At 64.6% G+C, this 14335-nt stretch carries 16 protein-coding genes and 1 tRNA gene; 12 read left to right on the plus strand and 5 right to left on the minus strand.

The genetic code is table 11. The features are described from left to right. Positions 1 to 18: 18 nt before the first annotated feature. Positions 19 to 1089, minus strand: coding sequence for an ABC transporter substrate-binding protein (locus K0P03_RS18015; RefSeq protein WP_272790259.1), 1071 nt, complete (start codon positions 1087 to 1089; stop codon positions 19 to 21). 229 nt (positions 1090 to 1318) lie between these two features. Here K0P03_RS18015 and K0P03_RS18020 point away from each other — a divergent pair, with 229 nt between their 5' ends. After that, positions 1319 to 2101 carry an IclR family transcriptional regulator gene (locus K0P03_RS18020; protein WP_272790260.1) on the plus strand — a complete coding sequence of 261 codons (783 nt, stop codon included), beginning with the start codon at positions 1319 to 1321 and terminating at the stop codon, positions 2099 to 2101. A gap of 10 nt (positions 2102 to 2111) precedes the next feature. Here K0P03_RS18020 and K0P03_RS18025 read toward each other — a convergent pair whose 3' ends face one another. Beyond that, positions 2112 to 3329 carry a TIGR03862 family flavoprotein gene (locus tag K0P03_RS18025; RefSeq protein ID WP_272790261.1) on the minus strand — a complete coding sequence of 406 codons (1218 nt, stop codon included), beginning with the start codon at positions 3327 to 3329 and terminating at the stop codon, positions 2112 to 2114. Between the two features lie 106 nt (positions 3330 to 3435). Between K0P03_RS18025 and K0P03_RS18030 the strand changes: the two genes are divergently transcribed. Then, the gene (locus tag K0P03_RS18030; protein WP_272790262.1) at positions 3436 to 3837 is read left to right on the plus strand and encodes a (R)-mandelonitrile lyase; all 402 of its coding nucleotides are present in this window, start codon (positions 3436 to 3438) and stop codon (positions 3835 to 3837) included. A 25-nt stretch (positions 3838 to 3862) separates the two neighbouring features. On the opposite strand, the gene K0P03_RS18035 is transcribed toward K0P03_RS18030, so the two are convergent. Together K0P03_RS18035 and K0P03_RS18040 are read right to left on the minus strand one after the other, a co-directional pair. Then, positions 3863 to 5485 carry an ABC-F family ATP-binding cassette domain-containing protein gene (locus K0P03_RS18035; RefSeq protein ID WP_272790263.1) on the minus strand — a complete coding sequence of 541 codons (1623 nt, stop codon included), beginning with the start codon at positions 5483 to 5485 and terminating at the stop codon, positions 3863 to 3865. A gap of 115 nt (positions 5486 to 5600) precedes the next feature. After that, positions 5601 to 5690: transfer RNA gene (locus K0P03_RS18040), tRNA-Ser, on the minus strand. 346 nt (positions 5691 to 6036) lie between these two features. Here K0P03_RS18040 and rplU point away from each other — a divergent pair. The 4 genes from rplU to K0P03_RS18060 all read left to right on the plus strand — a co-directional run bounded on the left by rplU (position 6037) and on the right by K0P03_RS18060 (position 8047). Further along, complete coding sequence (gene rplU / locus K0P03_RS18045) at positions 6037 to 6408, plus strand: 50S ribosomal protein L21 (protein WP_023515223.1); 372 nt, start codon at positions 6037 to 6039, stop codon at positions 6406 to 6408. A 25-nt stretch (positions 6409 to 6433) separates the two neighbouring features. Next, positions 6434 to 6703 (plus strand): 50S ribosomal protein L27, encoded by a 270-nt coding sequence (gene rpmA, locus K0P03_RS18050; RefSeq protein ID WP_023515222.1) that lies wholly within the window; start codon positions 6434 to 6436, stop codon positions 6701 to 6703. Between the two features lie 124 nt (positions 6704 to 6827). Continuing rightward, entirely contained in the window at positions 6828 to 7460 is a 633-nt protein-coding gene (locus K0P03_RS18055; RefSeq protein WP_024270533.1) for a GNAT family N-acetyltransferase, read from the plus strand. Beyond that, positions 7457 to 8047: a GNAT family N-acetyltransferase gene (locus tag K0P03_RS18060; RefSeq protein ID WP_272790264.1), complete on the plus strand. Its 591-nt coding sequence runs from the start codon at positions 7457 to 7459 to the stop codon at positions 8045 to 8047. The genes K0P03_RS18055 and K0P03_RS18060 overlap by 4 nt, the downstream gene beginning before the upstream one ends. Positions 8048 to 8086: 39 nt before the next feature. Here K0P03_RS18060 and K0P03_RS18065 read toward each other — a convergent pair whose 3' ends face one another. Then, the gene (locus K0P03_RS18065; protein ID WP_023514267.1) at positions 8087 to 8947 is read right to left on the minus strand and encodes an endonuclease/exonuclease/phosphatase family protein; all 861 of its coding nucleotides are present in this window, start codon (positions 8945 to 8947) and stop codon (positions 8087 to 8089) included. 79 nt (positions 8948 to 9026) lie between these two features. Between K0P03_RS18065 and obgE the strand changes: the two genes are divergently transcribed. From obgE to rlmH, 6 genes are all read left to right on the plus strand, one after another. Then, positions 9027 to 10037, plus strand: a complete 1011-nt coding sequence (gene obgE, locus K0P03_RS18070) for a GTPase ObgE (RefSeq protein WP_023514268.1) — start codon at positions 9027 to 9029, stop codon at positions 10035 to 10037. A 1-nt stretch (position 10038) separates the two neighbouring features. Then, positions 10039 to 11211, plus strand: coding sequence for a glutamate 5-kinase (proB, locus tag K0P03_RS18075; RefSeq protein WP_023514269.1), 1173 nt, complete (start codon positions 10039 to 10041; stop codon positions 11209 to 11211). Continuing rightward, a complete protein-coding gene (locus K0P03_RS18080) occupies positions 11204 to 12481 on the plus strand; it encodes a glutamate-5-semialdehyde dehydrogenase (RefSeq protein WP_050745340.1) in 1278 nt (425 codons plus the stop codon). The genes proB and K0P03_RS18080 overlap by 8 nt, the downstream gene beginning before the upstream one ends. Before the next feature lie 36 nt (positions 12482 to 12517). Next, complete coding sequence (locus K0P03_RS18085; RefSeq protein WP_050745341.1) at positions 12518 to 13126, plus strand: nicotinate-nucleotide adenylyltransferase; 609 nt, start codon at positions 12518 to 12520, stop codon at positions 13124 to 13126. Positions 13127 to 13166: 40 nt separating this feature from the next. Then, positions 13167 to 13640, plus strand: coding sequence for a ribosome silencing factor (gene rsfS / locus K0P03_RS18090; protein ID WP_050745342.1), 474 nt, complete (start codon positions 13167 to 13169; stop codon positions 13638 to 13640). 80 nt (positions 13641 to 13720) lie between these two features. Continuing rightward, complete coding sequence (gene rlmH / locus K0P03_RS18095) at positions 13721 to 14203, plus strand: 23S rRNA (pseudouridine(1915)-N(3))-methyltransferase RlmH (RefSeq protein ID WP_023514273.1); 483 nt, start codon at positions 13721 to 13723, stop codon at positions 14201 to 14203. Positions 14204 to 14335 lie beyond the last annotated feature (132 nt).

Consider the following 14335-nt stretch of genomic DNA (forward strand, 5'->3'; position numbering starts at 1 on the left):
ACGGCATCCTTCAGGGAATTACTGGGCGAGCAGCTTGTCGAACAGCGCCTTGTCGTAATCCGAATAGATGTAACCGTCGGCCGGGAACTTGTCGGCGCGGGCGAGATAGGTGTCGATGGTGCTGTCGTCGATGACCGGCAGCGGCACCTTGATGAAGGCCGGCACGTCCTTGCCTTCCAGCGCCTGTACGGCCGTGTAGACCGAGAGCGCACCAAGCCAGTTCGGCTGCATGGTGGCCCAGCCCTTCAGGCCCTTTTCCTTCCACAGTTCGAGGAACTGGCGGGCGTTTTCGCCGGTGATCGGCACCTGCTCGCGACCCTGGCGATCGAAGGCCATGACGGAACCGGCCGAAATCGCGCCCCCGAGCGAGAGCACGCCGTTGATTTGCGGATTGGCGAAGAGCAGGCTGGTCATCGCCTCCTGCGCCGGCGCGGCATTGTATTCCGTGTTGGTCTCGGTGATGATTTCCAGGCCCGGATTGGCGTCGAGCACAGGCTGGGCACCCTTGCGGCGGTCATCGCTGACGGAAATACCGGCCGGACCGTTCATGACGATGATCTTGCCCTTGCCGCCGAGCTTGTCGGCAAGCCACTTGGCAGCGCCCGCGCCCCATTCGTTGGAATCGGTGTTGATCTTCGCCGTCACCTTGTCCGTGTTGACGAGGCTGTCGAAGTTCACCACGGCGATACCCTTGTCGCAGGCATCCGAAATGACGCGGTCGAGCGCATTGGAGGAACCGGCGATGACCACGATCGCGTCGACATTCGCGTCGATCATCGACTGGATGTGCTGGATCTGCGTCTGGGCATTGCCCTGCGCGTCCGTGATCATCAGGTCCTTCACGAGACCGGCCTTCTTCAGCTCCTCGACCTCGGCGGCAATGGTGCCTTCGGTCTGCTTCATCCAGGTCGGCACCGAATAGATGTTCGCCCAGCCGACCGTATACGGCGCCTTGCGGTCGCCCTTGATGCAATTGGCGGCGGCCGAGGCGGTGCCGGCCGACAGGACGAGGACGGCCGCAGCGGCGGCAGCACCCGCAAGAAGGCGGCTGCGCAGCGAGACGGTCGAGCTGTTTTCGAGAGTTTTCATGTCGTTCCCCTTTTTTGGCGGCAGCAGGTACGGGCTTGCCATCCGTCTTTGTCCATTATATTGAACACTTGATCTATATATCGGACTGGCGCGATCTTATGCCGAATTTTCGGCCTCGCAAGAGGGGGCCTTCGGAAATTTCGCGCACGGCAATGCCGCGTCCTGCGCATTGACAGATGGCGCGGGCGGCGGGAGAAGCTTGACGGGACGAAGGGCAAGGACGGACGAGATGGATGCTATTGCGGATGATGCAGGCGGCAAGCGCGCCCGAGGGCTCGATCGCGCCTTCGAGATCCTCGATTTCCTGCGCCAGAAACGGCAGGCTCTGAAACCGAACGAGATCGCCGCGCAGATCGGCGCGCCGCGCTCATCGGTCTATGAGCTGGTGAACCTCCTCCTGCGCAACGGCATCCTGGAATTCACCGGCGGCGACGGCCGGGTCTATCTCGGGCGGAAACTCTATTTCCTGGGGGCTGCCTACGAGAACCATTTCGACTTCACCCGCGAATGCGAGGCGGCACTGGATCGGCTGGCCGACGAAACGCGCGAGACCGCGCAGTTCTGCATGCTGGATGGCAACAAATATACCGTCGTGCGCATGCGCGAGGGCGCAAGGCCCTTCCGCATCTCCACCGATATCGGCCAGTCGGTACCGATCCCGTGGACGGCTTCAGGACGCCTGCTCGTCGCGCATATGACGAACGAAGAAATCCTCGCCTTCATCCCGCCGCAGGATTTCCAGCTGCCGGGCGGCGAATGGCTCGATCCGCAGGTTTTCCTCGCCGAGGTGCGCCAGGCCGGGCAGGACGGTTTCTTCACCTTCAACAGCATCGTCGACAGCTTTACCCATTGCTTCGCCGTGCCGGTCATGGACGAGGGACATGCCGCCGCCACGCTCTGCCTCGTCACCCCGCGCGACGACGGGCTGGCCAACCGCGATCGCTACCTCGTCTGCCTGAAGGACGCCGCCGCCAGCCTGAGCCAGGCGCCGACTCGGCCGAAGCGCAGCTAGGGATCCGGCTTCAGCCGGCCCGGCCGGTAAGCCAGCGGTCGATCCCCTCCGCAGCCGCCCGCCCGGTCGCAAAGCAGGCCGTCAGCAGATAACCGCCGGTCGGCGCCTCCCAGTCGAGCATTTCGCCGGCCGCAAAGACACCCGGAAGGGCCTTCACCCCATAGTCCGCATCGAGGGCATCGAACCGGATGCCCCCTGCCACGGAAATCGCCTCCGCGATCGGCCGCGGCCGGATGAGCGGAACGGGCAGGGCCTTGATCGCCGAAGCCAGCGCATCCGGCAGCAAGGCCGAAACATCCCGGATACATTCCCGCAGCATGGCCGCCTTGACCCCGTCGAGGCCGGCCCCTTTGCGAAGCCGGCTGGAAAAGCTCGCCTTGCCGCCCTGCCGGGCCAGATCGGCTGCAAGCCGCGCGTGGCTCCGCCCGGGCACTAGATCGAGCAGGAAGGATGCAGCGCCCGACATTTCCAGCGCATCGCGCAACACCGCCGCATGCGCATAGACGAGGCTGCCCTCGATGCCGGTCTTGGAGATGACGAATTCGCCGGGGATCGTGCCCGCCGCAGACCGCGCCGTAACACCCTTGACCGGCGCGCCCGCAAAGCGCTCGACGAAGAACGGCGACCAGTCCACATCGAAGCCGCAATTGGCCGGACGGAAGGGCGCAATGTCGACGCCCCGTTCCGCAAGACCACCGACCCAGGCCGCGTCCGACCCGAGCCGTGGCCAGCTCGCACCGCCGAGCGCCAGCAGGACTGCATCGAAGGCCATCACGGCCACGCCCTCGGGCGTTTCAAAGCGCAGTCCTTCGGGCGCAAACCCGATCCAGCGATGGCGTACGCGGATATCGACACCCCGCCCCTCCAGCCGCGCCCGCCAGGCGCGCAGCAACGGCGACGCTTTCATGGCGACCGGAAACACCCGCCCGGAGGACCCGACGAAAGTCTCCGTGCCAAGCTCCTCCGCCCAGGTCCGCAGATCCCCGGGCGTGAAAGCATCGAGCGCCGCCCGCAGATGCGCGCCCGCCGCACCGAAGCGGGCGGCGAAACGGTCGTAGGGTTCGGAATGGGTGATGTTGAGGCCCGATTTTCCGGCCAGCAGGAACTTTCGCCCGATGGTCGGCATGGCTTCGAGCACGGTCACTGCATGGCCCCGCGCCGAAAGTACTTCTGCCGCCATCAACCCGGCCGGCCCGCCGCCGACGATCCCTATCCGCCGCCTGTCCATTCCGCACCCGCCTTGAAACCCTGCGCCGTTCTCATAAATCGTCTCCGACGGCTTCGCCAGCGTTCTTGCCGGTATATGATCCGCACAGCAGAATCAGGAGACGGATATGGATATCAAGCGCAACGGCACCAGCCCCTCGGCGCTGGGCCCGGCCGACTACTTCACCGGCAAGGTCCGCCTCGACACGCCGTTCAAGGCGGAAGCCCCCGGCCGCGCCGGCGGCGCCATCGTCACCTTCGAGCCCGGCGCCCGCACCGCCTGGCACACCCATCCCCTCGGCCAGACCGTCATCGTGACATCAGGCCTCGGCTGGGCGCAACGTGAGGGTGGGCCGATCGAAGAAATCCGCCCCGGTGACGTCGTCTGGTTTCCGCCCGGCGAAAAACACTGGCACGGCGCCACGGACAAGACCGCGATGACCCATGTCGCCATCGCCGAGGCGCAGGACGGATCGCCCGTGACCTGGCTGGAGCAGGTGTCGGACGCACAATATCTCGGCAGGGCCTGAAGTCTGTCCGCCGCAAACCGGGCGATCAGTTCGGAAGGCCGGGCGCCTCGTGGCCGGTCTGGGCGACATATTCAGTGTAGCCACCCGGATATTGGTGCACGTCGTCGCCGTTGAGTTCCAGCACGCGGTTCGACAACGCGCCGAGGAAATGACGGTCGTGCGAGACGAAGAGCATGGTGCCCTCGTACTCGGAAAGAGCCTTGATCAGCATTTCCTTGGTGTCGAGATCGAGATGGTTCGTCGGCTCGTCGAGGATCAGGAAATTCGGCGGATCGAACAGCATCGCTGCCATCACCAGCCGGGCCTTCTCGCCGCCGGACAGCACCCGGCACTTCTTCTCGACGTCATCGCCGGAAAAGCCGAAGCAGCCCGCCAGCGTGCGCAGCGGCCCCTGCCCTGCACGCGGAAACTCCGTCTCCAGCCACTGGAACACGGTCTGGTCGCCGTCGAGCAGATCCATAGCATGCTGTGCAAAGTAGCCGACCCTGACGCTCGCCCCGATCGTCACGCTGCCTTCGTCCGGGTTCGCCGCCCCGGCGACGAGCTTCAGCAGCGTCGACTTGCCGGCCCCGTTGATGCCCATCACGCACCAGCGTTCCTTCCGGCGGATAAGGAAGCTGAAATCCCGGTAGATGGTCCGGCTGCCATAGGCCTTGTCGACATTCTTGAGGCTGGCGACGTCCTCGCCCGAGCGCGGCGCGGGCTGGAACTCGAACATGACCGTCTGGCGGCGGCGCGGCGGCTCGACACGCTCGATCTTGTCGAGCTTCTTCACCCGGCTCTGCACCTGTGCGGCATGGGAGGCACGCGCCTTGAAGCGCTCGATGAACTTGATCTCCTTGGCGAGCATCGCCTGCTGGCGTTCGAACTGCGCCTGCTGCTGCTTCTCGTTCTGCGCCCGCTGCTGCTCGTAGAAGCCGTAGTCGCCCGAATAGGTGGTGAGCGAGCCGGCATCGATCTCGATGATCTTGGTCACGATGCGGTTCATGAACTCACGGTCGTGCGAGGTCATCAGCAGTGCCCCGTCATAACCTTTCAGGAACTGCTCCAGCCAGATCAGGCTTTCGAGATCGAGATGGTTGCTCGGTTCGTCGAGCAGCATGACATCCGGCCGCATCAGGAGGATGCGCGCCAGCGCCACCCGCATCTTCCACCCGCCGGAGAGCTTGCCGACGTCGCCGTCCATCATCTCCTGGCTGAAACTCAGGCCCGCCAGCACCTCGCGCGCCCGGCTCTCCAGCCCGTAGCCGTCGAGTTCCTCGTAGCGCGCCTGCACCTCGCCGTAGCGCTCGATGATGGCGTCTATCTCGTCGAGCCTGTCCGGATCGACCATCGCGGCCTCGAGCGCGCGCAACTCCGCGGCAACCGAACTGACCGGCCCTGCCCCGTCCATCACCTCGGTGACGGCGCTGCGCCCTTCCATCTCGCCGACGTCCTGGCTGAAATAGCCGATCGACACGTTCTTTTCCGTCGAGACCTGCCCCTCGTCCGGCGCTTCCTGCCCGGTGATCATGCGAAAGAGCGTCGTCTTGCCGGCCCCGTTCGGCCCCACAAGCCCGATCTTCTCCCCCCGGTTCAACGCGGCGGACGCCTCGATGAAGAGGATGCGATGGCTGTTGGACTTGCTGATATTCTCGATGCGGATCATGGAAACCGGGCCTCGTCGTGGTCCCGCGCCCTATGCCATGACGCACGGCATCAAGTCCATGCGCCCGCAGCAGGAAAGCACGCAAGTCAGGCAGGAAAACCCGGAAGGAAGTTTATGGCGGAGAGGGTGGGATTCGAACCCACGATACCCTTGCAGGTATGCCGCATTTCGAGTGCGGTGCATTCGACCACTCTGCCACCTCTCCGCGGTCAGGTCGGCGCCCTTTGAGCGCGGGGCGGTTAATAGCGGGTGTCGGGCGGGCTTGCAAGGGGGCCAGGCTACGGAAAGTTCATCTATTTGTCATGGTGACGGAAATCCCCTTGACAGTTTTCATCGGCTCACCTATTGCGCAAGGTGCAGTGGCATAGGTCTCACTTGTGCCGCGACGCTGGTTCTTTGTGCCGTCCGGCCTTGCCTTTTGCAAGCGTCCAGTCTCGCAACGAACCATTTGAGCCGGCGATGCGCCAATGCATCGCCATCCCCGCGACTGATAAAAAGACGGCCTTGCCCTTTCGGGACAAAGAGCCGGCACGAACATGAAAGGATAAAATATGTTCGCAGTCATCAAGACCGGCGGTAAGCAGTACCGCGTGGCCGCCAACGACGTCCTGACGATTGAAAAGCTGTCGGGCGACGCAGGCGCCAAGATCGAATTCACCGAAGTGCTGATGGTTGGCGTCGGCGCCGACGCCACGATCGGTGCGCCCTTCGTCGAAGGCGCCATCGTGACGGCCGAAGTCGTCGAGCATGGCCGCGCCAAGAAGGTTATCGCCTTCAAGAAGCGTCGTCGCCAGAACTCGAAGCGTTCGCGCGGTCATCGTCAGCACAACACGACTGTCCGCATCATCGACATCGCCGCAGCCGGCAAGGCGAAGAAGGCTTCCAAGAAGTCCGACGCCGCCGCTGAAGCTGCAGCCGAATAATCCGGACAGGTAAAGGAGAACTCCTATGGCACACAAAAAAGCTGGCGGCTCCTCGCGCAACGGTCGCGATTCCCAGTCCAAGCGCCTTGGCGTGAAGAAGTTCGGCGGCGAAGCCGTACTTGCAGGCAACATTATCGTCCGCCAGCGCGGCACGCAGTGGCATCCCGGTGCCAATGTCGGCCTCGGCAAGGATCACACGATCTTCGCACTTACGGCTGGCAATGTGAATTTCCGTACGAAGGCCAACGGTCGCGTATACGTGTCTGTAGCCCCGAAAGCGGAAGCAGCGGAATAAGCCGGTAGCGCTCTAAAACAGCCGGCGTCTCATCGACCCGGCTGACGCTACAGGTTCAGGCCTGAAGAAAAAAGGGGAGATGGGGCAAGACCCATCTCCCCTTTTTGCTCTGGAGGACTGAACCATGCAGACCGAATTGTTGAGGGAAGGCCAATCACGGTCTCCCAAGGAACGGCTGAGGCCTGAACGGTCGAGGACCGACTGCCCGATCTTGCTGTCGCAGAGGCTCGTCATGAGAGCCCCGCACGAAGACGACATCGACGCCCTTGCCCATCTCGCCAACAACGCCAATATCGCCAACATGGTCGCCCGCATGCCGCACCCCTACACGGTTGCGGACGCTGCTGATTTCGTGCGACGCACACGCGCCGGCGCGATTGGCAAGTGCGTCTATGCCATTACGAAAGCCGACAACGGCGCCTTCCTAGGATGCTGCGGCATCGAACCGCATGAGGATGGGCGCACGGTCGAGCTCGGCTACTGGCTGGGCGAACCGTACTGGAACCAGGGATATGTCACCGAGGCGGCCCACGCGCTGATCGACATGGTCTTCCGCACCCGCGACATCGAGCAGATCGATGCGCGCTGCCGGGTCATGAACATTCCCTCGCGCCGGGTCATCCAGAAGTGCGGCTTCCAGTTCCAGGCGACCGGCATGGTGCAGAGCCTCGCGGTCGGCGGCATGGTGCCCGTCGAATGGTACAGGCTGGACCGCAAGACCTGGGTTTCGCTGAAGAGCTGGGGAGGCATGCGATGAACGCCATGCAGACCCAGATCGAACGCGAGCGCGTCACCGGCGCCGGGCCCTGCCCGACCATCACGACGGCGCGCCTGGCGCTCCGCCCGCACCGCATGTCCGATGCGGAGGCGATCGCCCAGTCGCTGAACGACTTCCAGGTCTCGCGCATGCTGGCGCGGGTACCCGCACCGTATGACCGGCAGGATGCGACGGAATGGCTTTCCATCACCACCACCGATCTCAACGAGGGCTGGGCCTTCGCCATCACGGCCGGGGACGACGTGCATATCGGCTGCGTCTCCTTCGAGCGCAGCAATGGCGGCTGGGAGATCGGCTACTGGCTGAACCGCTTCTACTGGGGGCGGGGCTATATGAGCGAGGCCGTGCATGCGGCAACGGCGCGCTTCCTGATGCGGATGCCCGGCACGGACATCAGGTCCGGCATCTTCGCCGACAACCTCGCCTCGCTCAGGGTGCAGGAGAAGGCAGGGTTCCGCATCACCGGCTGCAGCGACCTCTTCTGCGTCGCCCGCGGCGCGATGGTGCCGCATATCGAAACGCGGCTGGAGCCTGGTGACTTCCGCCCGGCAGCACCGCGGCACTGAAAACGAGCGGGGCGGAGAAATCCGCCCCGACCGCTGCCGTCAGGACAATTCGAACCAGACCGGCATATGGTCGGAGCCGAAGGCGGTCTCGTCGACCCAGGCGTCCGTCAGCCGCTCCACGAGGCCGTGGCTGAGGAAGCAGTAATCGAGGAAGAGGCGCTCGGCATGGTTCTTCGGATCGACCCAGCTATAGCTGGCGGCGTGGCGCTTGCCGAGGCCGGCCAGCGCATCCACCGGATGGGTGGCGCGAATCTGTCGCCCGTAAAGCGCGTCGACGCCGCCGACCATCTCGCAATATTCCGGCGATTCCGGCACCATGTTGAAATCGCCCATCAGCACGTAGTCCTCCGGCACCGGCGGTTCGGCAAGGCCGAATTCGTGGGCGCCGGAAATCGCGCCGCCCTCGACCGGGTAGAGCTGGGCACGGTCCTTGAGGGCGCGGATCTGCGTGATGCGCTCGTCGCGATGCACATGGTCGAGATGCACGGAGTAAACGCGGATCGGCCCCTTGGGGCTGGCGATCACCGCTTCGGTCGCACCGCGCTGAAGGTTCAGTTTGTCGAGGGTGCGCGTGCGCGGCAAAAGAATGGTGCGGGTCGACAGGATCGGCCAGCGCGAAAAGATCATGTTGCCGAACTGGAAGCGGCGGTTGACCACGCGGCCCTGCTCGATCGCCGAACCCGCATCGAGATCGCAGGCCGCGCCGAAGACGGAATAGTGGGTGGCAAGCAGCACCTGCAACTCGGCGACCATGTCGACATGGCCGTTGCGGTTGAAATTGCGGGTCACCTCCTGCAGCGCGATGATATCGGCACCGTGGATGCTGGAGACGATGCGCGGCAGATCGAACCGGTCGTCGAGACCGATGCCATACTGGACGTTGTAGCTGACGAATTTCACGATAGTCTTTGACCTCTCACGGAAGCGGCTATATCGAAGACGGCACTATGAAAATACGAGAAAAGCGAACGGCGAGCCGATGAAATTCCTGGACGAAGCAAAAGTCTATATCCGGTCCGGCGACGGCGGGGCAGGGGCTGTCTCGTTCCGTCGTGAAAAATTCGTCGAGTTCGGCGGTCCCGACGGCGGCGACGGCGGGCGCGGCGGCGATGTGTGGGTGGAGGCCGTCAACGGCCTCAACACGCTGATCGATTTCCGTTTCCAGCAACATTTCAAGGCTTCGACCGGCACGCACGGCATGGGCCGCAACCGCACCGGCGCGAACGGCGCCAGCGTGACGCTGAAGGTGCCAGTCGGCACCCAGATCTTCGAGGAAGACAACGAGACGCTGATCATCGACCTCATCACGGAAGGCCAGCGCTTCAAGCTGGCCGCCGGCGGCAATGGCGGTTTCGGCAACGCGCATTTCAAGTCGGCGACCAACCAGGCGCCAAACTGGGCCAATCCGGGCCTGGAGGGCGATGAGAAGACCATCTGGCTCCGCCTGAAGCTGATCGCCGATGCCGGCCTCGTCGGCCTGCCGAATGCGGGAAAATCGACCTTCCTCGCCACCTGCACGCGGGCCCGGCCGAAGATCGCCAACTACCCCTTCACCACGCTGCACCCCAACCTCGGTGTCGCGACGATCGACGGCGGCGAATTCATTCTCGCCGACATTCCCGGCCTCATTGAGGGTGCACATGACGGTATCGGTCTCGGCGACCGGTTTCTCGGCCATGTCGAGCGCACACGCGTATTGCTGCACCTCGTCTCCGCACAGGAAGAGGACGTCGCCAAGGCCTACAAGACGGTGAAGCACGAGCTGGAAGCCTATGGCGGCGGCATCACCGACAAGCCGGAGATCGTCGCACTTTCGCAGATCGACCTGCTTGACGAGGACGAACTGAAGAAGAAGACCAAAGCGCTTGCCAAGGCGAGCGGCCAGACGCCGTTCCAGATTTCCGCCGTCGCCAATGTCGGCATGACGGGCACGCTGAGAGCGCTGCGCGACATCATCGTCCAGGCGAAGAACTCCGGATCCGACGACTGAGATGACAACGCACCGCAAACCGCTCGGAAAACACCGCCGGATTGTGATCAAGATCGGCTCGGCCCTGCTCGTCGACCGCGCGAGCGGCCTGAAGAAGGCCTGGCTCGACGCGATGTGCAGGGATATTGCGGCGCTGCGCGCCGGCGGCACTGAGGTGCTCGTCGTGTCCTCCGGCGCCATCGCGCTCGGCCGCTCCGTGCTGAAGGTGCCCTCGGGCGCCCTGAAGCTGGAGGAGAGTCAGGCCGCCGCCGCCGTCGGCCAGATCGCGCTTGCCCGTGCCTGGTCGGAAAGCCTCTCGACGGACGGCATCGTCGCCGGCCAGATCCTCCTGACGCTCGGCGATACGGAAGAACGGCGGCGATATCTCAATGCACGCGCAACGATCAACCAGCTCCTGAAGCTCGGCTCCGTGCCGATCATCAACGAGAACGACACGGTCGCGACGACGGAAATCCGCTACGGCGACAACGATCGGCTCGCCGCCCGCGTCGCCACCATGACCGGTGCCGACCTGCTGGTGCTGCTCTCCGATATCGACGGGCTCTATACGGCGCCGCCGCATCTCGATCCCGACGCGCGTTTCCTCGAGACCATCGACGCCATCACGCCTGCTATCGAAGCCATGGCCGGCGGCGCCGCCTCGGAACTGTCGCGCGGTGGCATGCGCACCAAGATCGACGCTGGCAAAATCGCGACGGGTGCGGGCTGCGCCATGATCATCGCCTCAGGCAAGGTCGACCATCCACTGCGCGCCGTCGAAGAGGGCGCGCGGTCCTCGTGGTTTGCACCCTCCGGCTCGCCGGTCACGGCAAGAAAGACGTGGATTGCCGGGCAATTGCAGCCGGCCGGCCGGCTGGAGATCGACGCCGGGGCAGAAACGGCGCTGACATCGGGCAAGAGCCTGCTGCCCGCAGGCGTGCGCGGCGTCTGGGGCACGTTCTCGCGCGGCGATACGGTGTCGATCTACGGCACGAACGGGCGCGAGATCGCCCGTGGGCTTGCCGGCTACGATGCGGACGAAGCGCGCATGATCATCGGCAAGAAATCGGCGGAGATCGCCGCCATCCTCGGTTATGCCGGCCGCGCCGCCATGGTGCACAGGGATGACCTCGTGGTGACCGGCCTTTCCGCGCCGCTCGCCGCCGAGGCGGGAAAGGACGTGAGCCATGCTTGACCAGGTCAAAACCGAGATCGACGGCCTGATGGCCGAGATCGGCCGCAATGCCCGCACTGCGGCAAGGCCGCTGGCCATCGCCACCGCCGAGGCCAAGAACCGCGCGCTCGAAGCGATGGCCGCCGAAATCCTTGGCGGCCGCGATGCCATCCTCGCCGCCAATGCCGTCGACCTTGCCAATGCCCGGGAAAGCGGCGTCGCCGCGTCCTTCATCGACCGGCTGACGTTGACGGCAGAGCGCATCGAGGGCATTGCCGACGCGATCCGCGACATTGCCGGCCTGAAGGACCCGGTCGGCGATATCATCACCGAATGGGACCGACCGAACGGCCTGCATATCGAGCGTGTGCGCACGCCGCTCGGCGTCATCGGCGTCATCTATGAAAGCCGGCCGAACGTAACGGCGGACGCCGGGGCGCTGTGCCTCAAGGCCGGCAATGCCGTGATCCTGCGCGGTGGTTCAGACAGCGTGAATTCATCGCAGGCGATCCATTCCTGCCTCGTCGCCGGCCTCAAGGCCGCCGGCCTGCCGGAACATGCAATCCAGTACGTGCCCGTGACGGACCGGGCCGCCGTCGGCGCCATGCTGTCGGGCCTTGGCGGCACGATCGACGTTATCGTGCCACGCGGCGGAAAAAGCCTCGTCGCCCGCGTACAGAGCGAGGCGCGCGTGCCTGTCTTCGCCCATCTCGAAGGCCTCTGCCACATCTATATCGACAAATCCGCCGATCTCGACATGGCGAAACGGATCGTCGTCAACGCGAAGATGCGCCGCACGGGCATCTGCGGCGCTGCCGAAACCCTGTTGATCGACCGCGCCACCGCCGATACGCACCTTGCACCGCTTCTCGAAGGCCTGCGCGCCGCCGGCTGCGAGGTGCGCGCGACGGACGAAATCCGCACCCGCATCGAAAACCTCGTCGCCGCAACGGAAACGGACTGGTCGACGGAGTATCTCGATGCCATCATCTCCGTCGCGCTCGTCGACGGCATCTCGGGTGCGATCGAACATATCAACCGCTGGTCTTCCGCCCATACGGAGGCCGTGATCGCGGAGGATCCCGCCGTCGTCGAGCGTTTCTTCACGGAAATCGATTCGGCGATCCTGCTGCACAATGCCTCTACCCAGTTCGCCGATGGCGGCGAGTTCGGCATGGGCGGCGAGATCGGCATCGCGACAGGCAAGATGCATGCGCGCGGCCCGGTTGGCGTCGAGCAGCTCACCTCCTTCAAATACCGGGTGCGCGGCACCGGACAGGTGCGACCCTAAGTGACGTCGGACGTGGTTGCAGAGCGCTACCTGAGAATGCCGCATGCGGAAAAGGGCATGGCGATCGGCCTGTTCGGCGGCTCGTTCAACCCGCCGCACCAAGGCCATGCGCTCGTCGCGGAAATCGCCCTGCGGCGCCTCGGCCTCGACCAGCTCTGGTGGATGGTGACCCCCGGCAACCCCCTGAAGGACCACCGGAACCTCGCCCCGCTCAGCGAGCGCATCCGCCTCAGCGAGGACATCGCACCGGGCCCGCGCGTCAAGGTGACGGCCTTTGAGAAGCGGCTCGGGCAGAGCTATACGGCCAAGACGCTGGAGCGCGTGCAGGCGCTGAACCGCGGCGTCCACTTCGTCTGGATCATGGGCGCCGACAATCTCGGTACCTTCCACCGCTGGCAGAACTGGCAGAAGATCGCCCGCACCTTCCCCATCGCCGTCATCGACCGGCCGGGCTCGACGCTCGCCTATCTCTCCTCGCGCATGGCGAAAACCTTCGACTATGCGCGCATCGACGAGGAGGATGCGATGTCGCTGGCCGGGCGCCCGGCGCCGGCCTGGACCTTCATCCACGGCCCCCGCTCACCGCTCAGCTCGACCGCGCTGCGCAGCCAGGCGGCCCTAGAGAAAACCATCCCTCAGAAGTGACGTCTTGAAAGTGGTAACCTTTGATGCCTACATTTGGTAGGTGCCGGCCCGACACACCGGTACAAGACGTGCTTGTCCTGTTACACAGAAAGGAACGAACCTGACAACAGTGCACGCGAAGGGAAACGTCATCGGCGTTTTCTCAAAGAGCGCGGGAAGGGGCGACGATGCCGCCGACCGTGCCCTTCAACTGGTCCTCGCAAGCCTCGAGGACTCGAAAGCAGAAGATATCGTCACCATCAACATTGCCGGGAAATCGGCGCTGGGCGACTACATGGTGGTCGTGTCCGGACGCTCGAACCGTCATGTCATGGCGATTGCCGATCACCTCATCTCCGATCTCAAGGACGAAGGCCTGGGCAATGCCCGCGTCGAGGGCCTGGAGGCGGGCGACTGGGTGCTGATCGACACGGGCGATATCATCGTTCACGTGTTCCGGCCGGAAGTCCGGGAGTTCTACAACATCGAACGGATGTGGGCAGCTCCCGAGATCGAGGACGGCACCGTCCATTGACATGACGCCGGGCGCCTGTCCGGCGAGGAAAAACGGTGGCGTGGCTTCAGGCGTCACCCGAACGGACAGGGCTTTGGGCGATGCGGGTTGGACTTTTTGCGGTTGGACGGCTGAAGGCCGGCCCTGAGAAGGATCTTGCGGCCCGCTACATGGACCGTTTCGCCAAGGCCGGCCCCGCGATCGGCCTCGAGCTTGGCAAGCTTGCCGAGGTCGGCGAAAGCCGCGCCGGCAATGCCGAGACGCGCAAGCGCGAGGAGGCGGCCATGCTGCAGAAGGCGCTGCCCGACGGCGCCGTACTGATCCTGCTTGACGAGCGCGGCAAGGCGCTCGATTCCCCCGCTTTCGCCGATCTCATCGGCGGGTTTCGCGATGCGGGCAAGCGCGAGCTGATGATCGCCATCGGCGGCGCCGACGGGCTCGACCCCGCCCTTTACGAGCGCGCCGATGCCACGCTCTGCCTCGGCAAGATGACCTGGCCGCACCAGCTCGTGCGCATCCTCATCGCCGAACAGCTTTATCGCGCGGTCACCATCCTTTCCGGCCACCCCTACCACCGCAGCTGAGACAGGCGTCACCGCCACGCAAGGCTGGCAGGGCAGAATGGGCGCAGCCGTATTTTCGGCACGGTTTGTTGGCCAAGTGAAATTCTTGGCGAAAGCGCCAAATCAGCATAGAGCGGGGGAGAACGGACGTTC

Source organism: Shinella sp. HY16 (assembly GCF_028534175.1).
Lineage (GTDB): Bacteria > Pseudomonadota > Alphaproteobacteria > Rhizobiales > Rhizobiaceae > Shinella.